Below are 23,903 nucleotides of genomic sequence, written 5' to 3'. Positions count from 1 at the left end.
TTATTTAACCCTTCAAAAGGCTTTCGATATCTGAAGAGATGTAGGTTTCTGATTGTGCCGCCCAAATAAGTTCTTCAGTGCGGACATCATACAAATTTGTTTCCAAGTAATAAATTTTTCGCTCGTCATAATTCCTGGAGAATATAATGATGGGTACCAATAGCTATAACAATTCCAAAAGCTATTATAATACCCATAACGCAGACCAGGGTTCCAGTACTCTGCTGCATGCACAATGCGGCTTTGCGTTTGCTGTTTCAACAAACTTATGGTAAGTATACAATCTGCTCCGGTTGTATGTATCTTACTTGCTACATACTCCTTTTTTTGCCTGGTTTGCGCACTAAAATTCAGTTGAAATACTTCAATGCTTTTTGATATTGTTAATCCATTTTCCTGCAGATGCGGTTGTAAACCGTCTTCTACATGTTGCTTTACAGGTATAGCGGTTATAAATAAATTGTTATAACCGTTGGCTGTAGCATTGGGCTTACGCCACGAGCCGCTTATCTTTGTTGTAGTTCCGCAAGCATACAGCAATATAGCCGTCATTAATAATAGCATTACAAAATTTCTCATACAATTAGCCAATATAATTTAAACTACTTTATGGTTAGTGTGCTTGGCAAGTATTAGACAGTATCTGAAACAATGCTTAATAATTACTCTTTTAATTAAATATTGTTTTACAATATTTCAATTAAAGAAAATAAATATTGTTTTATGATATTTTCCAAACCTAAAGCGAAATAATCTGTTTTAACCTCAGATTAAATTGACCATGAAACTTATAAAAGGTATTTTATTTGCAACCGTATGTGTAAGTGCTGCATGCACAAGTGATATTGATATTAAAGGAGATATTACCGCAAAAGCAAAAACAGAAATTAGTTTTGCAGCAGTTAATTATACTGTGAAAAACAAAACTGTAACGCTTTCAGGCACATGCCCTTCCGAAATTTCCAAACAAAAAGTTTTACAGGCAGTTAAAGGCATTGCTGTAGTAAATAGTGTAATTGACCGCATTAAGATAGCTCCTGTACTAATTACTTATGATATGCCAATGAAACAGCAGGTTGATAGTGTATTAGGACAACACCCGCAAGTACTCGGTACGGTTAAAAATCATGAAGTAACTTTGTACGGTTACGCAACAAGAAAAGAAGTTGAAAAAATTATGCCGGCTGTTGCAAAATTACATCCTGAAGCTGTGCATAACCTGATAACGCTGCAATAGTTATTGAGTATGTTTATGCATTGCTGAATCCGGCTTATTTGAAATTACAAATTGACGTATTTGTCCCTCCTGCCATGCATTTGCGCCAGCCATTGCTTTTTGTGATGGAATATCTTTCCGCCTTTCACGTTTTTTCCGGGTTGACACCTTTAAGCGCTTGTCACGTTCTGTAAGCAAACGTTTATTAATCTGTCCGTCTTTTGTAAATCCCATCATCAGCATAGGGCTGCCAACAGGTAAGGTAAGATTTTGGTCGGTATGCCAGGTATGTATTGTTTTGCCATAGGTTGTTGCCAGTTTTTTCATCAATTCGTGCTCTGCAGCATCCGGTAACCCAGGAGCTATCAACTCACCCGACTTAACTTCGTAAACATGACTATGCCATAAAAGCTTTTCTTGCATAGAAAGTTGTTTAAAAAGCTTTTCAGTTATTATATATTCCACGCCCATTATTTTAGCGTCAGCGCCGTTCCCATCAAAAATGATTGCTTGATACAGGTCTTCGTTTAACTGCGCTGTATAATGATGTGCTTCCATTTGAGCATTGATATTTCCGTTATAAAAATGAAAGCCATTTAAGTAGGTGTTAAAAGCCTGTAGTGGCTGCTTCGCCTGTATTATTTTAGCACCAACTCCAAGAATTTTATCTCGTGAGGTTTTTTCACTACCATCTGCTTTAACATTAGAGTTTGTATTACCGCCGCCGCAACTCAGCAGCGGTAATACAAGTATTAACCAAGGTTTTTTCATTTCTGTTAAGGTAATTATGGGTGGTGCGAACGCTGATTTTTATAAGCGGCAGGCTTGGCTCCATTGTTTTTGCCTGATGGCGTTTCAAGCGCCATTCGCTGTTGCTTGTCTTCAGCAAATGGTCCGATATTTTGCTCAATGTCCTCACGGCTTAGCTGATCTTTTGAACTCTCTTTATCAGGGATTCCTACTTTTTGATTTTTCATAACAGCTGTTTACTCACCTGATTGATTGGTACCCGAAAGGTCAGGCTCCTCATCTCCCGTACCATCAATTTGCCCGTCATAATCGGCATCCTGCGCCGGAACAGTTTCTCCTGATCCTTCATTAGGCGGACCATAGCCGCTTCCTTTCTCAATTTCAGGATTATCGGATAAACGTTGTATGTCTTCATTGGTTTCTACCTCGTTACCGATAGGGTTGCCACCCATAACAGTATTTGCTGTGTTGATATCCATAATTTTTAATTTTTATGTTTAGTTAAATTGTTGGTGTTCCACCTGTTACCTGTATAGTTGAACCTGTCATATAACTTGAACCTTCGCTGGCAAGCAGTACATAAGCTGCGGCAAGTTCTGCCGGCTGGCCTGCACGTTTCAGTGGTACATATTCTCCAAATGTTTTAACCTCTTCTGCAGAGAAAGTTGATGGAATAAGCGGTGTCCATATAGGGCCTGGCGCTACACAATTAACCCTGATTCCTTTTTCGGCCCATAGTTGAGCAAGATTAGCTGAAAAATTTTGGATAGCGCCTTTTGTTGCCGCGTAAGCAATTAACGTAGGTTTGGGTTGATAAGCATTTACAGAGGTGGTATTAATTACCGTACTTCCGGGTTTCATATGCTCTTCTGCAAATTTGCATAAATAAAACATCGGGTAAATATTGGTGCGAAAGGTACGATCCCATTCTTCACTGCTTACATCCTGTAATGATTTTCTTGGCATTTGAAAAGCGGCGTTATTCACTAAAATATCTATTCCACCCAACTCACTAACGGCACGATCAATAAGTTGACGGCAATGGGCCTCATCACGTATATCGCCACTAACCAGTACCGCCTTTCCACCTGCTTCCTCTATATAGCTGGCTGTATCTTTTGCGTCTTGTTCTTCGTTCAAATAAGAAATTAAAACATCTGCACCTTCGCGTGCAAACGCAATTGCTACAGCCCTGCCGATCCCCGAATCTCCACCAGTAATAATAGCTTTACGGCCGCTTAATTTGCCTGAGCCTTTATAGGATGTTTCGCCATGATCTGGGGAGGGGTCCATTGCTGTGGTTTCACCCGGTACTTCTTGCTCCTGCCCCGGATAAGGCGGCTGTTCAAACTTTTCCTTAGGATCCTGATTGCTCATTGTTTTGTAGTTAGATGTATATTAATGTGTATGATAATTTGTTCCGATTGAATGAATTGCAGATGATTCTTCACGTAATTCTATTGCTTTAATCAGTTCTTCTCGAAGATCCGCATCAATTTGTCCTATTACAACCTGCCAAATGCTTCCACTTTTTTGGAGCCAGCACACTGCATTACACTCGTTTAGCTTACTGTAAAGCGCAATTTTGTACAACTTAAGTCCGTTTGCATATGTAACCATTGCTTTAGTTTGATGCATTTTGCCATGATAATTAAAAATCAATGTAAGCATCTTGGCTGAGGTGTGATAAAACTTCCTGACAGGATGATTTCCAGGCATGATATACTTTCCATTATCCTGTTTTGTATTTGTTCCAATATTTCTGTTCATGATACCATTATTTACTATTGTGGGGTGTTACAGCGGAACGGAAAATATAAAGCGACAACTACTTTTACAACATTTTACAATACCTATAGTTTTTAAAATATCTTTTTAGTTAATTAAAACAATTAATTGATTAAGTTTAAAACAAAAAAGCCGCTATATGAGCGGCTTTATAATATTATCTGTTGGCATTTTAACCTGCCATATTATTATATTCATTGAATGGATTATCAATTAACCCTGTAATAGTTTGTAATAATTTACTTAAATCAAAAGGCTTGGAAATAAAGATGTCACAGTTATAGTTTCCAAGCATCTCAATTACCCGGTAGTAGGCTGACAGCATTATTATAGGTATATGTGAATATTGTTCAGAACTTTTTAGCAAATTGCATACATCACCTCCGTTTATACCATCCAGCAAATAATCAATCAATATAATATCTGGGTTGAAGTCCTTAAGCACTAAAAACATACATTCGGTTTTATTTACCGTCACAACTTCATACTCTTCGTAGGTTAATGCGAATTTCATCACTTCCAGTATCTCCGGATCATTGTCCAGCATTAGCACCTTTTTACGCATTGTAATTATTAAATAATTTAGGGGGCGGTAAGCATATGCTTTCAATAACATACCCAAATAAAAACAAAGTTAAAAAGGCGCCTCATTTTCTTTGTAAATATAAATACTCAATTAAAGTGAAATAAATACAACAATTTTAACCAAAGAGCAATCATATTTAGTATGCATTCTCTTCACCTTTCAGTACATTAAACATTGTGAGAAAAATAATCTTCACATCCAGCCACATTGACCAGTTTTCAAGATACCATATATCGTATTCAACCCTTTTTTCCATTAGCTCTGGTTGCCGGGTTTCACCTCTAAAACCATTAACCTGGGCCCAACCAGTAATGCCTGATTTAAGGAACTGGCGCACCATATACTGATTTATGATATTGCTATATTGTTCAGTTAAAAAAAGCGGATGCGGCCTTGGTCCAACAACACTCATATCGCCCAAAAAAACATTAAAAAACTGCGGAAGCTCATCAAGGCTGGTACGGCGTAAAAACTTACCTATTGGCGTAATACGGTCGTCATCTTTTGTAGCCTGTTTATTGGCATCAGCATTTACTTTCATGCTTCTGAACTTATAACACCCGAATGAGCGGTTATCTTTGCCGCTACGCAATTGCTTGAATAATATTGGTCCGGGGCTTTGTATTTTTATAATAAGCCCAATAAGTGGATATAGCCAGCTAAGTAAAAAGATAATTACCAATGAACTGAATACCAGGTCAAACAACCTCTTTTTAAACCTGTTACTGATTTCTTCCAAAGGCTCGTGACGGTGTGTAAGCACCGGAAACTCACCCATATAGCTTAACTTTAGATGATTAGGCAGCGATGCTGAAAGATCCGGTACAAGTTTTAAGCGCAGGCAATCCTTTTCAGCTTCTTTTTGCAGAGAATTGTACTCCATAATACGCTCGGGCGCTAAAGAAATGTATAATTCTTTTATACCGTTGCGCGCTGCAGATTTGAGCTGATCTATTACTGATGGCGAAACTTGTCCGCTTCCGTCGAGATATGAATTAGTTTCGCTGTTTATAAATCCTTCAAAAGCGAAATGGTTATCATACCCCCTAAAAAAATTAGCCAGCCGCATGCCGGTATTATTATGCCCAATAACCGCTACAGACCTGGTTATGCGAAAGTGTTTTTTTAACGCCTTTTCAAACAATACTCCTACTATGCGGCTCATAAACAAACCGAAAAAGAAAAGGCTGTAAAAAAACAATAACGAATCGGAGCCGAAATATTTGTTTTTTGAAAAAATGATATAAAAAGAAAAGAAGATACAAAACAGGATGAGGCTTTTTAATGTCAGGCGAAATACGTTATCTACCCGGTGTTCTTGCTTGCAATGGTACAACCCCAAAAATACTGCGGCCAGTATCCAAATATAATTAGCAGTTATAATTATACTAAAATCGTCTTTTGGCCAGGTGCTTAGTGAGTTACTGATAAATATCAGCGAACTGTTAAGAATAATAATGTCAACAACTGACATTACAAAATAAATTAAGTAGATATAACGTGTTTTCATAGTATATGATTATTGTTTTTAAAGCAAGGTTGCCGGTGATAGCAATTAAAGGAAGAGTGCAGGCTTGTATTGCAGACAAGAAAATGGCTTCGCCATTTCAGTTACAACTGAACCGTTTTTTGAAAAATAACAACTGTTAATTATTATAACAAGCTATTGATTTGCTTAACAATAATACAATATTATGATAGCTTAAATGCGAATTTTTGAACGACGGGAAGCGTATTGTATAAAATTGTGAAAGTGGGATATTGTGCGAATCTAATTCTCTAAATAGTTTCAAAACAGCGTGTTAACTACGTTGGGCAACTTTGCCTAAACTTACTTTAAACTTTTCGCAGGCGGTAATAACTGTGAGATAATACCTGGTATATGCTACCAGAAACTTTTGACCAATATGAAGGTCTTTCCCTTTGGCTAATATTAGTGAAAGGCTTTTTACAGGTGGCCGTAAATCATAAACAAACCGAACAACAGTATTAACCAAACTTTTATTTCCGCGGCTGAAACCCGCCTGTCCTCCTCCTACTCTTTTGGCTTTAATAACAAGTTCTTCCATGTCATTACGGGCAGGATGGCTTACAACTGCGCTTGCGCAATATTTAATTTTAAAACCGTCATCCCGTGCTCTAACCGACCACTCATAGTCGCCTCCTGATAAAAGATTGTCATTAAATAAACCAGTATACTTAAACACATGCTGATATGTAAAAAGATTAGCTGTAACACCGGTACCATCATGCTTAACATAAATATCCTGGTTAAAGGCATAAATTTTCTCATAAAGCTCTGCCGTGTTTAACCTGTCTGAGTTAAAATAAAGCTTGATACGGCCGGCAACCCTACTGTAATCTGCATCAGCCACCAAAGCATGTACGCCATTTTCTATCCAGTTGGGATGAGGTATACAATCTGAATCAGTAAAGGCAATAATTTCTCCGGCAGCAACACGTATCCCGGTGTTGCGCGCCGCATATGAACCGGGTTTTTCTTCATTAATTATATTACAATTATCCGGTACATAAAATCCGTCAGGTACCTCATCATGGGGGCAATTGTTAACTACAATTATTTCAAATGATTTAGAACCATAGGTTTGTATAGACAATGCATTTAGGCATAAGGCAAGCCTGTACCAATCTTTATAAACTGGTATAATTACCGATACAAATTGTTTCATAAGTGATGTTATTGGATTAGGATAAAGACAATTTAATGTCTTTTAAAAACTGTTTTGCTTTAAGTCTTAGTTTACGAATGATACTTACATTAAGCTTATATTGCCGTAGAAGGCTTCCGGCATAACGAGGAAAGAATTTATAATAATGCATTATTTCGGTATATATGTAGGTATCAATAATACGGGCCAGCCGGGTGGTAAGCATTTGTTTTTCTATTAAAGCATTCTTAATACGCAACCGCAGATTAATCCTGTTATTCAAAACCTCTTTTTTACGTTCGGTATCAGTGCTTTTTGATACTGAATTATCAGAAAAATGCACGATAGTGTTGATGTGTTTATCTGTAATTATCTTAGCGTTGTTTTGTAACAAACGCAGCAATAAGTCATACTCCTGTGACGATGAAAGTTCTTCATCCCAACCACCAACACCAAGCAATGAAGTACGTCGCCATAAATTAGCACTTGTTATACCAAGGTTTGATGTGATAAGCCCCTTCCATATATCCGGGTCGGTAGGTCTTGGGATAGTAATGGTTTGGTCTGCAGAGGTATATTTTAAAAGGCATTCTCCGGCTACAACATCCGCCTCGGCAAAACGGGCAATCTGCACCTGTTGCTCAATTTTAGCCGGAAGCAATTCATCATCAGCATCTAAAAACTGCACCCACTCGCCGCTTGCATGTTGCAGGCCGCAATTTCGCGCCGCAGGCGCACCGCGTTTTCGCTCGTGGTAAACAGCAACTGTGTCAGGATATTTTGCCTGATACATGGCAAGCGAATCAGGTGTAGCGTCATTTGAATTGTTATTTACCAGGATAATCTCAATCGGCTTATAAGTTTGTCGTATTATACTTTCGATTGCCCGTGCCAGGGTGTGTTCACAATTATAACACGGGATAATTACCGATACCATAGTGTAGAGATTTTAATCATTTTATTGTTTTTTGAAACTGTTTAAAAGCTTCTTTAACTCGCTGCCCATTATCAGCCATAAAATGGCGGCATAAAAGGTGAAGGTTAAAATGCCGGTAATAATATAGTTGGCTCCAACGTAGCTGAGTAAATAGGCGACTGCAAACATCAGCGCCGATGCTATTATCGGGGCCTTTAGTTCGGTTAGCAGTTCTGATACAGGTAGCTTAACCGGCAGCAGATAATTGAAAGTGTACTGGGCAATTATTACAACTATTAATTTGTTTAGTAAGATAGCCCAGGCAGCGCCTGCTATGCCGTAATAATAGATACCCACGGCAAGTGATGGTAAAAATATAAGCGCCTTTATCACCTGTTGCTTCATTTCAAGGCCCGGGCGGCCAAGTCCGCGCAATAAGGTGGTATTACCGCTAACAATCGTATGCAGTATAACTGATGCTGATAGGATTTGCAGCGGGTACACCGTTTGCTGCCATTTGGCGCCAAATATGTTTACCACAAAGGCCTGGCCTTCGGCTATAAAAAATACCATTATCGGAAACACCAGTAAGCAATTAAAAAGAAGGGCTTTCAGGTAATACTTTTTTATTTCAGGAAGATCATGCTGCTTTTTACCATACATGGGATACATAACACTGTTAATTACCGTCATTAACTTACTGCGAAATGTATCGGTAAGTACAAATGCGAGTGTGTATATACCAAGCGACGAAGCACCAAGCAGTTTGCCTATCAGCAGGTAATCAATATTGTTATACAAATAGTTCATGATGTTTGACCCGGTTGTGTACATGCCGAACCCAAACACATCTTTAAAGGCCTTTTTTTCAAATATGAACGCCGGCTTCCACCCTGTTGCCCTGAAAAACAACGGCATAGCAAAAGCAATTGTCGCCACTGTGTTAAATACCAGCGCCCATACGCCCGCTCCTAGCAGGCCAAGGCCAATAGCCAGCAAACCTGCTGCGATGTTAGATGCATTATTGATAAATGCCAGCTTTTTAAAAGCCATTTGCCGGGTTAACTGTGCTTTATGCACCAGGTTAACGGGACTAATGAGTATCCCGAGGCTTAATACAGGTATAATAGTCATCAGTTCGGGTTCATGATAAAACCATGCTGCAAGCGGCCCCACACCAACGCCCATAATGATAAAAAGCGAGACCGACCAGATAACGCCCGTCCAAAAAGCGGTATGATAATGTTCGATACGTAAATGTTCTTTTTTGCGCTGAACCAACGCAGCTCCTACGCCTAAATCGTTCAATACCTGCACAAAGCCGGTAAATACGGTGGCCATGCCAACAAGGCCAAACTGTTCGGGAAATAACAGCTTTGCAAGTATAAGCTTCAAAACAAAAGCAAACAGCTGGTTTACGGCCATTTGAATTACATTCCAGAAAATACCTGAAGCTACTTTTTTACTATCCTTTGTGAGAACCGGCTGGGTAACAACATCCATAAATTATACACTTGATTTATCCTGTTCGAGAAAATTTTTACAACTTTTTAGCATAAGCATAAAACAGTTAACTATTTGGTGCAGAAACCTTAAAATTGTTTGACCTAGATTAACTTTTAGTAAATTTTTAATTTTTATGATATGTAATACAACATTTACAATTAAAAACACGTTACAAGGGTAACTTTTAATTAATTTTTGCTATATGTTAAATTTTATTCATTTCCGTAAAACGGCTTTAGTGGCGTGTGTCACGGCCTTGTGCCTCGCATCATGTAAAAAAGAGGCCCTAACCCCTGAAGAACCAGCACCTGCTGCTGAACTTTCAACCGAAGCCCTTGAAAGCACCAAGGCAACCAACGCTATTTCGTTAGCCGGTTCAAATCTTCAATTAGGCATTAATGGCCATCCCCTTGGCACAACGCCGTACATCAACACACCGGCAACCAAGCAAATTCAATTATTGAAAGACATGAAAATGACGTGGTATCGCGTTGATGTCATGTCTAAAGAAGATGGCAGCATCACTGTGCCTAGTTTATGGAATCCTTTACAGCAGGCTTCTGCCTCAGGTGGTGTAAACATTTTGCCAATGCTGTACACCCGTACGCTGGACCTTACAGTTAGCGAAGCTGAATCTTACAAACGGGGCAAAACACTAGGTAGTAATTTTGCTGCTAAATACGGCCAGTACTTTACTTATTATAACCTGGGTAACGAGCTTGAAATGAAATGCCTGCTTCCAACCAAAAGTGGCCAAAGCCAGGCAGACTATAACAAGGCTAAGTATAATGTAATACGTGGCTACCTTCGCGGGATGGATGAGGGCATCAAAGCTAAAGATCCGGGCGCTAAAACCATGATTGACGGAAGCTGGCTTCATTATGGATTTTTGCGTATGCTTGACTGGGACGGCGTTAAGTTTGACGTAGTTGCATGGCACTGGTACTCAGAAATGGAAGGCGCGGCTGCAGGCAGCATGTACAAGATACCCGACATCACTCAAAAACTGTCTAGCCTATTTCCTAAAAAAGATATTTGGTTTACTGAAGTGAACAGTCGTTATAAAGACGCCAGCACACACGAAAGCAAACAAAATACCTTTATTGTTAACTTTATTGAAAAGTGTAAAAAGAATCCGAAGGTTAAGGTTTTAATGATTTATGAATTGTTTAATGAGCCGTTCAAAAAAGGATTACTCGAACCAAACTATGGTATTTATAAATGGACTGTAGAATACACTTCATATACAAAGAAAATGGTAGCAAAAACTTTATCTGCTAAGTAACCACCTCGTTATGTAAAGCAGGAACTTCTCCTGCCTTACATGCAGAGGCTTCTATTAACTGACCATACAATTCTAAATGCCGATTGATATAAGTCTTCGGCGAGAAATGCGCTAAATGTTTAGCGCATTTTCTTTTTTTCTCATCTATCTCCTTCCGGTTACGCAGTATGCGCGATAGCAATACCGACAGTACCCCTTCGTCGGGTGAGAACATCCACGAACTATTCTTGTCAAATATTTCTTTAAGCCCGCCTCTGTCCGACTGGCATACCGGTACTGAATAGGCCAGCGACTCGATCACCGTACGGCCAAAGGGCTCGTTCCATAAAGCGGGTACAATAAGCACATCAATACTTTTATAAAAGTCGACTGAATTAACAATGCCGGAGAATTCATAATCTATGCTGCCAAGTTTGCTTTTAAGCCGACCTATAAATTCTGGTTCACCTTTACCTGCAAATATTATTTTAAAAGAAGCCCGTTGAGCGGGATTTATTTTAACCAGTTCATCAACCAGATACTCCACGCCTTTATCGGGCGTTATTCTGCCGATATAGCCAAATGTGATCACACCTGTGGCCGATCCGGATACAGGAATAAGCGCTAACTGTGCCGAATTAAATATAACATGTGTGTTATGTAACGCCAAAAACTTTTGATGCGCCTGCAGTATGTGATTGCTGATACCTACATATCCATCCGGATAGCCTGCAAACCTGCTTTTTATATTATGCGTTATTTTACATGCCCCGCATAGCTTTTCGCAATTTGTACTTTTGCTAAACAAATTGCACTTATGGCATAGCAAGTAATAATCGCGCATGGTATGCAGCAATTTTATTTTATGTTTTTTAGCAGCAAACCAGATAAGAGGAGAAAAACCCTGGATGTTATTGGTGTGTACAATATCCGGTTTAATATCCTTTAATATTCGCTTAAACTTGAAGTACTGAAGTACATTTGCCGAATCAACCAGGTGCCATAACACTTTCAAAAATGCTGGCTTGTTGCTTGTGTTATCATAGGTTGAAAACACATTCCGTTGCCTGCAGCCTATAACGGTTACGTTATTAACAGCATATACCCTATCCTTTTTTGCTGAGGTTAATACAAACACTTCGTGCCCGGTGTTTACAAGTCCTTCGGCAAGCTGCTGTACCGATACTTCGGCTCCGCCCGTAAACCTTGGGTAATAAAAAGTATTTACTAAAAGTATCCTCATACCGCTTTTTGTAATGTTCCGCCGTTTACTTTATCGCGGGTGTGCATGTAATACTTGGCCCCAACAAAGGCACGAATCTTTTCAATAAACCGGCTTTCGTCAAAGGTTTCGGCATGCTGCCGTATAAACTGAGAATCCATCGGAACAATCTCAAAAAGCCGTATCGCACTCATTAATGCTTCTTTTGTTTGCTCATCAAAAAATATCGCGGTTGAACGACGCGGGTTTTCTTTGAAAGGGATCATGGTATCAAGTACCCCACCCTTACCATATGCCAATACCGGTCGCCCTGAAGCATTAGCCTCAAGCGGGGTTATACCGTAGTCTTCCAACTGCGGAAAAATAAAAGCCTTACAATGAGCATACAGGTCGGCAAGGTCAACTGCGTTTAAGCCGCTTAAAAAAGTAATGTTTGGTCCGGCTTTCGCTTTTATCTCTTTTTCGCGTGATCCTTTACCCACAATTACCAGTTTTTTATCAGGCGTCTCATTAAAAACATCGATAACCATATCAACTTTTTTGTATGATTCAAAACGTGAAACAACAAGGTAATAGTCGCCTACTTCGTTTGCTACATAAAAATTACTGCATTTAACCGGCGGATTAATTACGGCTATTTCATGTTTGGGCTGATAAGCCATTTTTATACGCGGTACCACTTCGTGCGAATTGGTAATAAACCAATCGGTACGGCGTGCTGCTTTTTCATCAACACGTTTTAAATAGGATATCACCTTATGGTAAAGTTTTTTTTTGAAGTAATTCGCATTACGTACTTTCTCGTATGAATCGGTACTCCAAACGAGCCTGAAAGGATTATGGCAATAAGTGATCACCAAAGCCGTCGGGTCGCATTTTATATATTTGGCGCAATGTGTTGTTGATTGCAGTATTACATGATATCCCCGCAGGTCAAGCTGCTGCATGGCCAGTATGCCAAACGGAAAGTAATACCGCTTCATGTTCTTCTCGCTTTTGATAAACTTACCAAACCAGCTTGTTTTTATTTCATGTTCATAAAACTCAGGATAAGTATTCAGCGCGTCGTAAGTAAGCGTGTACACCGGAGCGTCGGGGAATGCGCGTTTAAAGCTAAGGGCAACCTGCTCGGCGCCGCCTTTACGCACAAGGTCGTCGTGCACTATTGCAATTTTCATAGGTGGATGATGGGGTTAAAGTTTTATAGTGTTGAAGTCAAGCTGAACTGCTTCATTTGCTTCTCTGTAAGCTCAGCTATAATTCCGCTAAGTTTATCTGAGGATTTTTTCCACGAGAACTGGAAACTTTTATGATAATTGTGTACTATCGAGTATTTAATAATGTCAGCATCCCTTTCATCAATTACCGAAATAGCTTCGACGATAGAATTCACATTTAAAGGATTAAAGTACGAAGCATGGGTGCCTGCCACTTCCCTAAATACCGGAATGTCTGATAGGAGCAGCGGACATCCGCTTGCCATAGCCTCAATCAATGGCAGACCAAATCCTTCATATAATGAGCAATTAATAAGCGCGCTTGCACGCCTGTACAGGTAACTAAGTAAGTCGTCGCTGCAATCGTCCAGCCAGGTAACATTTGGTGGTATCATAATGGCCTCGCTTTTGAAAGTGTCCCATTTTTTACCAACAACTATAAGCTTTTTACTTTTTAGCTGAGGCGAGGCAAATGCCTGAAGCAATGTTTTAAGATTTTTACGCGGATCAAATGATCCTACAAATAAAAAGAAATCTTCCTTCACAATCTCCAGTTGATCGACAGTGGGGCAAATGAAGTGCTGTGCAGGGGCGTTGTACACAACTGATATGCTTTCATCATTCAAGCCAAAACGTTCGGCAATCTCCTTTTTTGAAAACTCGCTTACAGTAAATATGTGCCTTGAGCTATTTATAATTTTAGGTATCAAAAACTTATAGTACAGATAAAAGCTTTTTGAATACCACTCAGGGTTTTGAAAAAAAGCTATATCATGCAGGCAAACAATCTTATTTTTAACCAGTACAGGCGCGGTATTACAAAAGTTAACAAGCAGGGCATTCTTATTATAGAGAAATACCGGCAGATGTACCTGTTCCCAAATGTTAAGGTTTTTGTAATTGCCTGTTTTAATAAAGTTACGTGCAGGTATTTTACTACGCCTGGTATTAAAGGTTTTAGGCACCAATATTTTAACATTGCCTAGCTTTTGAATAAGGCATAGCGTTAGTTCAAAAGCATAGCGTTGAACCCCGGCGGTTGGCTGCGTCAGGAATTTTCCGTTGATGTATATCTGCATAAAAATTAAAATGATACTGATCTGTACCGGGCAACAAGCTGCCTGAAACCAAGGTATGCCGTTTTCTTTTCGTACCGGCCGCTGCTGTCTTTATGTAGAAGGCCATAGTTGGCTTCTGTTGGGTAGCGCCGCTTTAAAGCCGGCTGATCGTACAGTTCGTAAATGAAAAAGCCGCTGATTATACCCTGCGCTATAATATGCTGCAGGTTTTTTGAAATAAATTCGTTCTGACGCGAAAAATCGACCTTCGTAGTTCCTTTAAAGTAATTGAATTCGGTAATCCATATGGGTTTATTGTACCTTTTACTAACCAACTGAAGCACATTACCGAAAGGCTTGCGTACGTTGGTGATATCACCCATGTTAGAGTACCAATGATAGCCGATAATGTCATAGTTGACATTATTATCAGCAAGCATTTGCAGGTAATAAAAATGTATCCAGCTAAAGGATAAGGTTACTTTAATTTGTGGCTGAACGGCTTTTAATCCGTCAATAAAGCCTTTTGTGGCAGTAACTAAGCGCCTGGCTTTTTCATTATCATAATGTTCGGCCCGGATGCCATCAACATTTGCCGATTTAATGATCTTGTTATCACCTTCATTGCCTACTTCCAGTACAGTGATGTACTCACCATATTTTGCTGCAAATGCTTTGCCCTGCTCATATGCTTTCGGGTAAATATCATCGAACCCTACTCCCTTGAAACCTTTTTGCATTACGGCAGGAAGCGGGGTTATATGATTTTCTTTTAATTTTTTTAATATGCCAGTAAATCCGTCATCGTCTTTTGCTTCACCATCGACGTTAAGTAGTACATCAAAACGGTAGCTGTTTAGTTTCAGGTCTTTTATAGCTTCAATTTGCTTATCCCAGTTGTCGCTGTAGTCCGCCTGAGTTAAGGGATGCCCGTTAATACCCCACACAAAATCTTTACCCGGGCGTTCTGGCTGGCTTGTTACAGCAATAAAACTCAGCACAGCTAACATGGCTATTATAAATAGTTTAAACATAATGAAAAAGCTATTCATGAATCTTAAGCAACCTGGCTTTATCGGATGTAATAGCATCCTCAGTTAGCGTTTTGGCTTGTTGAGCAGCGCGACTAAGCACAAATCCCAGCGCGATGTATATCCAAAACGATGGGTAAGCAAATTCGGGCACCGTAGCCATCATAATTAAGTACAGTAACACTAAACCCAGTTTATAACAGATCTCTATAATGCGGCCGTTAATGTTCAATAATAAATTGCGCAGCACAAACCAGCTGAATAATATGAAACCGATGAGCCCGTTATTAACCAACAGCGTAGAAAAAAAATCAGTTGAACGGATATATCCAAAACCTATACCGAACAGTTGACTAAGCCAGTTCAAATTTGCCCAGTATATTAAATGACCGGTAAAATGATTACCACGGTCGCGGGATGATACGCTTTCACCTTCAAGCTTTCCGGCAAAAACAAAATTATACAGGCTATCAAGCAAATGCTGAAACTGGTCAAGTTGCAGTACAAAGCACATCCCCACAACTGCCACGCATAAATAGTATAGTGTTATAAAATGCCTGTTATAAATTATCCAGTAGGTAAGAAATAATATGATGCACAAGTAAGCTGTTGTAGAGAAGGTAAGCACCAGGCAGGTTAGCATCAGCATATTATCAAAGCTGCGTTTCAGCGAGAAACTTAGCACCCAGAAAGGAAACACAGTAAACACGAACATTGATGGCTCGCCGGTATAACCCTTAATGCGCATTAAATTTATACCGGCTATGTTTACCGTTTGAAACAATGACGCCGACTTCTCTTCGTAACCGAACGTGCGGTTAACCATAAAATCTCCGCTGCTACCTGTCAGCATATAAAAGGCCAGTTCGTACAGCGCGTAAAAGCATAACAGCCTTAATCCCCAATAAACATATTTAAGTATCGATGGGTTGGAAAAATATTTTACGTAAGCGTATATAACAAAGCCAACTATCAACGACAGCGTTTGTGTAATGTGAGATGTACGGTAGAATGTGCGAGTGTAGTCCTTGCGGTTTATAAGCACTAAATCACTATCAAGCTTAAGGCCATTTACCAGGTTGATAAATTGCGAACAAAAGCTAAGTATTAATATTACCGCAGTAAACAATAACAGTTCGTTAAAAAAGCGCATTTTGTTTTGCCCTGCAGGTAAAAACAGTACAAATACAAACAGCATTGCCGCCAGCATGGTGATTATTGTTGTACCCGGTATTGATGGCACAAGCAAAAACGTTGTAATCGGAAAGAACAACATCATGATGTTGATATACCGGCCAACAAACAGGCTTACATTATTTTGCGGCGCCTGGTGAGCGATTGCAGTTATCATACCTTGATATTAATAATCGTATCCTAAACCGTAACCGTACCCGTTGTACCCGGCCTTTGAGTAATTTACATCGTTTATTACCAGGTACATATTATCAACCTTATCCTTATTTTTTATTTCGTTGATGATCTCGATCTGCGCTTTGTTGGTATAGTTGTGACGGCATACATAAATAGTAGCGTCAACGTGTTTTTGAATAATCAACGCGTCTGACACCAGTCCAACCGGCGAACTATCTATCAAAACATAATCAAACCGGTGGCGCAGTTCTTCGATAAGTTGTCCCAGTTTGTCATCAAGCAGTAGTTCGCTGGCGTTTTGAACTAAGGGGCCTGATGATATGATATAACAGTTATCATTATGCCCGCTCTGCTTAATAATTTCATCCGCGTCGGCGCCATCAAGCACATAACTTGAAAAGCCATAGTCGTTATGATCGATACCCAGCATGCCTGATAGTTTAGGTTTTCGCAGGTCGAGCTCGAGTATCACAACCGTTTTACCTGCACGAGCCAGCGTGCTGCCTAAATTCCAAGTTAAAAATGTTTTACCCTCACCATTAACGCTCGATGTAATCATGATCACGTTTGATCCATTGTGCAGGATATTACGCAGCTTAGTACGCAATGTGCGGAAGCTTTCTGCCACGGGCGAACGCGAAAACACGTCGACAACCCTTTTTTCCGGCAGTCCGTGGTGACCAATCTTACCTATGATAGCGAGGTCGGTTTGCTTTTTGATATCTGCTTCCGATACAATTTTAGTGCTTAGCATTTTCCGGGTATTGATGTACCCGAAAGGTATAATCAGCCCCAAGAAGAACGACATTGTGTAGATAATTGATTTAACCGGCTTAACAGGTGATTTGCTGCTCTTCGCATTATCCAGCACCCTTGAATATGGAATTTCAGCAGCTTTAGCCATTGATGTTTCTTCACGTTTTTGCAGCAGGTACATATACAACTGCTGCTTAAGTTCCTGCTGGCGCGAAAAACCAATAATTGCGCGCTGCTTACCCGGAACATCGCGCAGTGAGCTGTTAAGTACACCGGCCTGGTTACTTATACCCTGGCTGCTCAATTGCATTTCCTTTTGATAGCTGTTAATGCTTTGCAGCAAGTTTTTACGAACCACCTGCAATTGCTGATCGATGTTCACAATTATAGGATTGGTTTCACTGAGCGAAAGCTTTCGTTTAGCACGCTCTGTAAGTAAGTTATTGTATTGCACCAGGCTTGCTGTAAACGATGCATCCTGAATATTCAACGAACCGGGTATCGTCTCCTGATTATCCGGATCGCGCAGCCGGTTTTTCAGATCGTTAATGATTGATAATTGTATTTTTTGCTGCTGTGATCTGTTAGCATATTCGCTGGCGTTGCCTACCAATACTTTTGATTGTTCGTTGATATCGGCAATGTTATTGTTGCTGCGGTAATCCTGAAAATTACGTTCAATATTGTCAAGCTCTTTCTCAACCACAGCTATGCGCTTATCAATAAAATTAATGCTGCTATCAATTATCCGCTTTTTGTTGTTGATGTTATCCTGCAGATAGCGGTTCATCAGTGTTTGCAAAATAACTTCACCTTTTTTTGGATGTGGGTAATAAAAGGTAAATTCAACTGATGTGGTGGCTTTGTCAATAAATTCGGCATCATACCCTTTTAACAGAGTTGTAACCGCATCGTCCTCATCAGTTATTTCTATAGAGTATTCTTTACCCCATGTCATCCCGGGCTTGCGTGTTATAACAATATCATACTGAGGTAACCTGATCTTTTTTCCGAAAGTCGCCCATTTGTCCAAATATTCATCCTCGTTGGTAATGTGCAGACTTTCATTATCTTTCATGTTGATGATATAAGCACGTTTTTTCACCGAATCAACCCTATGGTTCAACACTTGGACAGTGAACGGCGCATCTTCATAAATTTCTGAAGCCAGCAAGCCGCTGTTTTGATACGAGCGGACATTCAGGCTCATGGCCTGCACGACTTCTTTCATCAGGTTACGTGAACGCAAAACATCGCCCTCATTCTTTAAATTTTCAGCAGTGTTAAGCGCGTCGGTTATACCGTCGTTCGCGTAAGCCGTTGTTGCGTTCTGGTTAACTGGACGTGGCTGTAGCAACATGGTGCTACTTACCAGGTACTGCTTGGTAGCAAAGGTATTATATGCATACGCCAGCCCGATAAACAGGATCAGGCTTATTACAAACAGATACCAGTATGATTTAACCTGATCTAAAAAATAGTGTACGTTGATGTTCTCTTTTTCGTGATGATAAGCACTCATATGACAATTTTTGGGGGATTAAACTTGTGATTAAAGGTACCGGTAAGCCAATACCCCGGCAGTAAGCAATGAGGCAGCAAGTGTGAGGTATTTGATAAGGTTGTTATCGCTGTTAAGTACTTTGGCTTTTGATGGCTCAATGTAAATAACATCGTTTTGCTTAAGGTAAAAGTAGGGCGAGCTGAGCAGGCCTTTTTTGGTAAGGTCCATTCTTACCGAGAAGTTGTTACCCTGCTCATTTTTACGTATCAGCAACACATTTTCACGTTTTCCGTAAATGGTCAGGTCACCGGCGTAACCTATGGCGTCGAGTATTGTGACCTGCTCGTTTGGGATAATATATGTTGCCGGACGGTTTACCTCGCCCAGTAAGGTTATCTTGAAATTTGAAAAACGCACATCAACAACAGGGTTGTTAAATGCTTTTAAAGCACGGTCCCTGATTACATTACGGGCCTGCACGGTGGTAAGACCGCCTACTGTAGTTTTTCCAAGTATGGGAATTTCAACGCTGCCTTGTTTATCAACCAGGTAACCTGCGCCTACGTTAACCATACCTGAAGCAGGATTAGCCGAGGCGCTTTGATTTATAGTGTTACGGTTGTTAATGCTTTGAGTAGCCTCGGCATCAGCTGTGCTGACGTTAATGGAGAGGATGTCATCAGGCTGAATTTTCGGTTCCTGATATTGCGCTATCTCCAGTTCAACAGGTGCTTTGTTGCCCGCGATGTCGTGGAAATAGCGTATGCTTTTAGTACTGCGGCACGAGCAAAAAAGTACAATGGTCAGCATAAACGAGTATGCTACACGGCAATTAATTTTTCTCATTGTGTTTGGGGGGATTGGATAACCGGCCGCCGTAATTCTTTTGGCGGCCGGATTGTGAATATTTGGGTTTATAGTGTGAAATTTTAAACCGGCAGTGAGCAATACAGAGTGTTAAGGTTTCCTTATTTGCTTATCTGCTTTGAGCTGGCTAAAGAGCTTCGCCATTCCGCTTACACAGCGGCTCTTTGTTTTTATTGAGGAACAGCAACTATTGTAAAGTTTTGCTACTATTATCAGCTTATACTGTCCCCGGCATCAAAACCAAACAAATATTGTTAAAAAAAGCAACGCAACATATTGATTATGAGGCATTGCTACCGAAACGTAAATTTCCGTGAATTTAATGTACACATGTAGCACACACTGCTTAATTTACAAGCAGCTTTGTGTAAATATTTCCCGTTGCGGTTGTGGCATTTACAATATACATGCCCTTACCAAGCGAACTGCTCATCGGTACATATACATCAGCTTTGCCGTTATCGTCGGTATAAAAAATTTGTGTTTGCACTACCCTGCCGGCCATATTGGTTATCGACAGAGACACCTTTTCACTCCTGGTAAAGTTCATCACATTAAGTGTAAAGCTTCCGCCCACGCTCGGGTTGGGATAAACAGATATACTTCTTGGGGCCGTTATGGATGCTGTTCGTGCCATTGCCATTAATGGCTCTACAGTGTTTACTTTAAACAGCTCTACCGCGGCGATGGATGTACGGTTCGCTGTCGGGTTAAACTTGATAGTAAGTACGCCATCGTTAACAGTTGTATTGAAATCTTTCACAATGGCCGAGTTAAAGCCAACTTCTTTAAAAATATCGAAGTTTTGCAGCACCAGCTGGTTTTCTATATTTATACCGAATACCCTTGAGCCGGGCGTAGTCCAGTATAGTTCGGCAAAATGAAGCCTAACCTGGTAATCGCCGTTGGCAACCGGTATTTCATAACGTGTTTCGGCAAGGTCGGTTGCAGCCGACAGGTAGGTTTGATACAGCGAATCAACATCAGTACCGGCAATACCTGCGATCACACTTTGCTTATCCAGCTTTATCGAACCTTTGCGGTAATTTTTATCCGTTTCATAAGGAATATCACCGATAGTCCTGTTAACGTCTGAAGCGCCTTTTACACGCTTAACCGCGCTTACCGTTGATGTAGCCGAATTGGCTATACCATATAACGGGATTCGCATTGGCGTTGGCAGGTTATCATGGGTTATAATCAATACGGCGTTTTTTATACCTACCGAACTTGGTTTAAAGCGCACCGTCAGAGTAGCTGTTGTTTGTATGGCCACTGTGGTTGCGGAAAGTGTACCCAGCTCAAACTCACCGGCGTTTGGCCCGCTGATGACCCGGCTTTTTATTTTTATCGACGGATCTTTCGTACCATCCGGGTATGTCATACCCAAATTTTTAAGGGTGAGATTAAATGTAGCGGTTTCACCCGTTAACGTTGGCGCAAAGGTGACAGCGGTAACCGGCTGTACCGCCAGCTCAGAGTAGTTTGCCGAACCCGTTTCGGGTTTAATGTTTTCGACATAATAAATATTGTCCTGGTAATCGTAATTAGTGAAAGTGGTGCCCAGGTAATCACCGTTCAGAAAATAGGCGTTTGGTACCAAGTTACCGTTACCGTCATACACTTTCAATACCCTGATGCCGATAAGGCTGTCAGCATTTTGATTTCTGTCAGTAGATGATGAACCCACCCTAATACCGAATACCCCGGTTGGCGTAAACGTACCCTGGGCCGGCAAGCTTGAACTGATCAGCCTTGGTATTACCGACTGCCCGTCAAGTGGGTGGTGTGTGAAAACTGTTTTATTCGAGGTAGTACCTTTTGTAAAATACCTGAACGATTCAACCGAGGCACAGCAACCATGATAAGCCGCTAACTGGACAACCTTTACTGGCTTACTTACATCGGCGCGGACAAAATATGAGGCGTTTACCTCGCTTGAGTTTGGCACACGGGATTTGCCGTCGATATTGCCATCATCGTGCCCGTAGCCTGTATTAGTGGTAAACCCAAAGGCATTGATTATCTGCTGTGCATATGGTTCGTTGGTACTTTCACCTGCCTTTTGCCATATGCCATGTAAAACCACTTTTCTTGACGGAAATGCGCCATCATTACTGGCAACAGTTAGTGTATCATTAAAAATCTTTAACCGTGTGGCGGCATCTACTGCTTTAAATTGCACGGTTACATCAACATAACTTCCTGAATTGATGCTGACAGGCAGTGTAGCTGTTGAATCGCTGTTTATAGCTGCAATTTTCCATGCCGAAGTGTTTGACAGGGTAAGCGCGTTTAAGGTAAGCTTAGCCGTCCCTTTGTTGCTTATGCGCAGCCTTGCTTTATCATGATTAGCATTGTACGGTGTGGTGTCCGGACTGGTACGGCGCCATGGCGTTTGTATAAACGACATTACCAACTGATCGTCAGCCGGGAAGCCATCCATATTTCTGAGTACCATGTAAGCTCCGCTTGGCTGAGGCTGCTCAGGTATGGTTACCTTCAGGCTTTTAAGCGCAAAGTTGTCGAAATTGTAAGTAACCGCCGATGTACCGTTGCGATGAGTGCCGTATATACCGGCAAAAGCTTCGGTATTAACAATGCCCATACCTGTAATATTAATGCCCGACGATGGATAACCATTACCCGTGCTAACATAATTTACCCCGTCAGTTGAATAAAACCCTTCGGCGATACCGGCAACAGAATCGATAACCAGGCGCAACCTAACCGTTTGATTGTTTAACCCACTTATAGCTGCGGTGATACGCTGATCGGGATTGCTGGTGCCCGATGCTGTACTTGCTACATCATTTTCCTCTTTTCGCAGCTCAACTTTGTTACCTGTTATACCCAGTTTAATAAATGTTTTATCATTCAGACCATACCATAAACCCGCCTGCTGCGATTGCGTGCCGTTGTATGGATTAATCACCTCTAAGTCCATTTGCAGCTTACGGGCAGTATTAATTTTTACGCCCAGCACATTAAGCATGTTGTTATTGGTAAGGTAATCAATACCTTTATTGGTTACCAGTTGAAGCCTGCCGCCGGTAAGTGTGATCTTTGAGGGTTCATATCCGGGTACCTGCGGATTTGATGGCGTGCCATCAGCAGAGAGGCGGGTTCCGGAGTAGGTGTTCACAGTACGGAATCCTGTACCTTGCCCGCTTTTATCCGCCAGCGTATTAGCGATAGCCGAATTAAAATCTAATGTAAATGGCAAGCTAACTTTTATCGAATCACACGGCAGCGTACTTATCGGGCCGCAAAAAGCCGGCGGATCGGGCGGGTTTGGTACAAATATACTAATGGCTGAAAAATCATCGAAATTATACGTAACTGCGCTTGTAGCATTACGATGCGTAGCATAAATGCCCGCATATGCAGCACTGTCGGTAATGCCCATGCCTGCTATGTTCAACGTTTTTGTTGCATAGCTTGCTCCGGTACTAATAAAGGTTACCCCATCGGTTGAATAAAAGCCTTCGGCTGTACCGGCTATGGAATCAATTACTATACGAAGTGTGACTGTTTGATTGTTAAGTCCACTTATGGCGCCTGTAATGCGCTGGTCGGGGTTACCTGTGCCGGCTGTGGTGCTGGTTACATCATTTAGTTCTTTACGAAACTCAACCTTGTTACCGGCTATACTTAGTTTAATAAATGTTTTATCATTAAGGCCATACCACAAACCGGCCTGTTGTGATTGCGTGCCGTTAAACGGGTTGATCACTTTTACATCAAGCTGCAACTTCCTCACAGCGTTCACACTAATTCCAAGCATGTTCAACAGGTTGTTGTTAGCCTGATAATCAATGCCTTTATTTGTTACTAACTGCAGCCTGCCGCCTGTTAGTGTTATTTTTGATGGCTCGTAGCCCGGCACTTGTGGGTTAAACGGCGTACCATCAACTGCCAGGCGGGTGCCAGAGTAAGTGTTGATTGTTGTAAATCCTGTTCCAAATCCGTTCTTATCAGCAATTGTACCGCTGTCGGCAGCGTCAAAACTAAGATTGTACGGCAGCGCAACGGTCAGTGAATCGCACGACAGCGGACTAACCGGTGAGCACGGCGTTTGCCCATAGGCTGTACCGATTGTGAGTAATAAAAGCAGGGCAATGCACTTGCCCGTAAGTAAGTAGCCTTTTAACATAATGATGTGATTTAAAGGTGTTATAT

Annotated in this window: 21 protein-coding genes; 2 read left to right on the top strand and 19 right to left on the bottom strand. The window is 40.9% G+C overall.

The features are described from left to right. Positions 1-12 precede the first annotated feature (12 nt). A complete protein-coding gene (locus tag EOD41_RS00625; RefSeq protein ID WP_127702856.1) occupies positions 13-579 on the bottom strand; it encodes a hypothetical protein in 567 nt (188 codons plus the stop codon). Between the two features lie 202 nt (positions 580-781). Here EOD41_RS00625 and EOD41_RS00620 point away from each other — a divergent pair, with 202 nt between their 5' ends. Continuing rightward, a complete protein-coding gene (locus tag EOD41_RS00620; protein WP_127702855.1) occupies positions 782-1,237 on the top strand; it encodes a BON domain-containing protein in 456 nt (151 codons plus the stop codon). On the opposite strand, the gene EOD41_RS00615 is transcribed toward EOD41_RS00620, so the two are convergent. The 10 genes from EOD41_RS00615 to EOD41_RS00570 form a co-directional block, all read right to left on the bottom strand. After that, positions 1,238-1,987 (bottom strand): OBAP family protein, encoded by a 750-nt coding sequence (locus EOD41_RS00615; RefSeq protein ID WP_127702854.1) that lies wholly within the window; start codon positions 1,985-1,987, stop codon positions 1,238-1,240. A 14-nt stretch (positions 1,988-2,001) separates the two neighbouring features. Continuing rightward, positions 2,002-2,193, bottom strand: coding sequence for a hypothetical protein (locus EOD41_RS00610; RefSeq protein ID WP_127702853.1), 192 nt, complete (start codon positions 2,191-2,193; stop codon positions 2,002-2,004). A gap of 9 nt (positions 2,194-2,202) precedes the next feature. After that, positions 2,203-2,445, bottom strand: a complete 243-nt coding sequence (locus EOD41_RS00605) for a hypothetical protein (RefSeq protein WP_127702852.1) — start codon at positions 2,443-2,445, stop codon at positions 2,203-2,205. Positions 2,446-2,467: 22 nt separating this feature from the next. Further along, positions 2,468-3,343 (bottom strand): SDR family oxidoreductase, encoded by an 876-nt coding sequence (locus EOD41_RS00600; protein WP_127702851.1) that lies wholly within the window; start codon positions 3,341-3,343, stop codon positions 2,468-2,470. 21 nt (positions 3,344-3,364) lie between these two features. After that, positions 3,365-3,736 carry a hypothetical protein gene (locus EOD41_RS00595; RefSeq protein ID WP_127702850.1) on the bottom strand — a complete coding sequence of 124 codons (372 nt, stop codon included), beginning with the start codon at positions 3,734-3,736 and terminating at the stop codon, positions 3,365-3,367. 190 nt (positions 3,737-3,926) lie between these two features. Next, positions 3,927-4,319: a response regulator transcription factor gene (locus EOD41_RS00590; protein WP_164849845.1), complete on the bottom strand. Its 393-nt coding sequence runs from the start codon at positions 4,317-4,319 to the stop codon at positions 3,927-3,929. A 157-nt stretch (positions 4,320-4,476) separates the two neighbouring features. Beyond that, the gene (locus EOD41_RS00585; RefSeq protein WP_127702848.1) at positions 4,477-5,850 is read right to left on the bottom strand and encodes an undecaprenyl-phosphate glucose phosphotransferase; all 1,374 of its coding nucleotides are present in this window, start codon (positions 5,848-5,850) and stop codon (positions 4,477-4,479) included. A gap of 292 nt (positions 5,851-6,142) precedes the next feature. Next, positions 6,143-7,030, bottom strand: a complete 888-nt coding sequence (locus EOD41_RS00580; RefSeq protein WP_127702847.1) for a glycosyltransferase — start codon at positions 7,028-7,030, stop codon at positions 6,143-6,145. A 16-nt stretch (positions 7,031-7,046) separates the two neighbouring features. Next, positions 7,047-7,946, bottom strand: coding sequence for a glycosyltransferase family 2 protein (locus EOD41_RS00575; protein ID WP_127702846.1), 900 nt, complete (start codon positions 7,944-7,946; stop codon positions 7,047-7,049). Between the two features lie 21 nt (positions 7,947-7,967). Next, the gene (locus tag EOD41_RS00570; protein ID WP_127702845.1) at positions 7,968-9,428 is read right to left on the bottom strand and encodes a lipopolysaccharide biosynthesis protein; all 1,461 of its coding nucleotides are present in this window, start codon (positions 9,426-9,428) and stop codon (positions 7,968-7,970) included. Between the two features lie 205 nt (positions 9,429-9,633). On the opposite strand from EOD41_RS00570, the gene EOD41_RS00565 reads away from it, so the two are divergent. Next, entirely contained in the window at positions 9,634-10,716 is a 1,083-nt protein-coding gene (locus tag EOD41_RS00565) for a glycosyl hydrolase (protein ID WP_127702844.1), read from the top strand. Here EOD41_RS00565 and EOD41_RS00560 read toward each other — a convergent pair. From EOD41_RS00560 to EOD41_RS00525, 8 genes are all read right to left on the bottom strand, one after another. After that, complete coding sequence (locus EOD41_RS00560; protein WP_127702843.1) at positions 10,709-11,938, bottom strand: glycosyltransferase family 4 protein; 1,230 nt, start codon at positions 11,936-11,938, stop codon at positions 10,709-10,711. The two genes, EOD41_RS00565 and EOD41_RS00560, sit on opposite strands and share 8 nt — an antisense overlap. Next, positions 11,935-13,095 (bottom strand): glycosyltransferase, encoded by a 1,161-nt coding sequence (locus EOD41_RS00555; RefSeq protein ID WP_127702842.1) that lies wholly within the window; start codon positions 13,093-13,095, stop codon positions 11,935-11,937. Before EOD41_RS00555 ends, EOD41_RS00560 begins: the two co-directional genes overlap by 4 nt. 23 nt (positions 13,096-13,118) lie before the next feature. Continuing rightward, positions 13,119-14,213, bottom strand: a complete 1,095-nt coding sequence (locus EOD41_RS00550) for a glycosyltransferase family 4 protein (protein WP_127702841.1) — start codon at positions 14,211-14,213, stop codon at positions 13,119-13,121. 5 nt (positions 14,214-14,218) lie between these two features. Next, entirely contained in the window at positions 14,219-15,226 is a 1,008-nt protein-coding gene (locus EOD41_RS00545) for a glycosyl hydrolase (RefSeq protein ID WP_164849844.1), read from the bottom strand. A 10-nt stretch (positions 15,227-15,236) separates the two neighbouring features. Beyond that, positions 15,237-16,574: a hypothetical protein gene (locus EOD41_RS00540; protein ID WP_127702839.1), complete on the bottom strand. Its 1,338-nt coding sequence runs from the start codon at positions 16,572-16,574 to the stop codon at positions 15,237-15,239. A 9-nt stretch (positions 16,575-16,583) separates the two neighbouring features. Continuing rightward, entirely contained in the window at positions 16,584-18,872 is a 2,289-nt protein-coding gene (locus EOD41_RS00535) for a GumC family protein (RefSeq protein WP_127702838.1), read from the bottom strand. Between the two features lie 30 nt (positions 18,873-18,902). Continuing rightward, positions 18,903-19,700, bottom strand: a complete 798-nt coding sequence (locus EOD41_RS00530) for a polysaccharide biosynthesis/export family protein (protein ID WP_127702837.1) — start codon at positions 19,698-19,700, stop codon at positions 18,903-18,905. Positions 19,701-20,067: 367 nt separating this feature from the next. Further along, entirely contained in the window at positions 20,068-23,877 is a 3,810-nt protein-coding gene (locus EOD41_RS00525; protein ID WP_127702836.1) for a malectin domain-containing carbohydrate-binding protein, read from the bottom strand. Between the last annotated feature and the right edge of the window lie 26 nt (positions 23,878-23,903).

This window comes from Mucilaginibacter limnophilus (assembly GCF_004005815.1).
Classification (GTDB): Bacteria; Bacteroidota; Bacteroidia; order Sphingobacteriales; family Sphingobacteriaceae; genus Mucilaginibacter; species Mucilaginibacter limnophilus.
This window is presented reverse-complemented; position numbering and strand designations above follow the sequence as displayed.

Coding starts and splice junctions, on each gene's coding strand:
- EOD41_RS00595 (WP_127702850.1), bottom strand. CDS start 3,736: ATGAACAGAAATATTGGAACAAATACAAAACAGGATAATGGAAAGTAT.
- EOD41_RS00530 (WP_127702837.1), bottom strand. CDS start 19,700: ATGAGAAAAATTAATTGCCGTGTAGCATACTCGTTTATGCTGACCATT.
- EOD41_RS00580 (WP_127702847.1), bottom strand. CDS start 7,030: ATGAAACAATTTGTATCGGTAATTATACCAGTTTATAAAGATTGGTAC.
- EOD41_RS00555 (WP_127702842.1), bottom strand. CDS start 13,095: ATGAAAATTGCAATAGTGCACGACGACCTTGTGCGTAAAGGCGGCGCC.
- EOD41_RS00550 (WP_127702841.1), bottom strand. CDS start 14,213: ATGCAGATATACATCAACGGAAAATTCCTGACGCAGCCAACCGCCGGG.
- EOD41_RS00540 (WP_127702839.1), bottom strand. CDS start 16,574: ATGATAACTGCAATCGCTCACCAGGCGCCGCAAAATAATGTAAGCCTG.
- EOD41_RS00600 (WP_127702851.1), bottom strand. CDS start 3,343: ATGAGCAATCAGGATCCTAAGGAAAAGTTTGAACAGCCGCCTTATCCG.
- EOD41_RS00590 (WP_164849845.1), bottom strand. CDS start 4,319: ATGCGTAAAAAGGTGCTAATGCTGGACAATGATCCGGAGATACTGGAA.
- EOD41_RS00570 (WP_127702845.1), bottom strand. CDS start 9,428: ATGGATGTTGTTACCCAGCCGGTTCTCACAAAGGATAGTAAAAAAGTA.
- EOD41_RS00620 (WP_127702855.1), top strand. CDS start 782: ATGAAACTTATAAAAGGTATTTTATTTGCAACCGTATGTGTAAGTGCT.
- EOD41_RS00605 (WP_127702852.1), bottom strand. CDS start 2,445: ATGGATATCAACACAGCAAATACTGTTATGGGTGGCAACCCTATCGGT.
- EOD41_RS00625 (WP_127702856.1), bottom strand. CDS start 579: ATGAGAAATTTTGTAATGCTATTATTAATGACGGCTATATTGCTGTAT.
- EOD41_RS00575 (WP_127702846.1), bottom strand. CDS start 7,946: ATGGTATCGGTAATTATCCCGTGTTATAATTGTGAACACACCCTGGCA.
- EOD41_RS00610 (WP_127702853.1), bottom strand. CDS start 2,193: ATGAAAAATCAAAAAGTAGGAATCCCTGATAAAGAGAGTTCAAAAGAT.
- EOD41_RS00560 (WP_127702843.1), bottom strand. CDS start 11,938: ATGAGGATACTTTTAGTAAATACTTTTTATTACCCAAGGTTTACGGGC.
- EOD41_RS00565 (WP_127702844.1), top strand. CDS start 9,634: ATGTTAAATTTTATTCATTTCCGTAAAACGGCTTTAGTGGCGTGTGTC.
- EOD41_RS00585 (WP_127702848.1), bottom strand. CDS start 5,850: ATGAAAACACGTTATATCTACTTAATTTATTTTGTAATGTCAGTTGTT.
- EOD41_RS00535 (WP_127702838.1), bottom strand. CDS start 18,872: ATGAGTGCTTATCATCACGAAAAAGAGAACATCAACGTACACTATTTT.
- EOD41_RS00545 (WP_164849844.1), bottom strand. CDS start 15,226: ATGTTTAAACTATTTATAATAGCCATGTTAGCTGTGCTGAGTTTTATT.
- EOD41_RS00615 (WP_127702854.1), bottom strand. CDS start 1,987: ATGAAAAAACCTTGGTTAATACTTGTATTACCGCTGCTGAGTTGCGGC.
- EOD41_RS00525 (WP_127702836.1), bottom strand. CDS start 23,877: ATGTTAAAAGGCTACTTACTTACGGGCAAGTGCATTGCCCTGCTTTTA.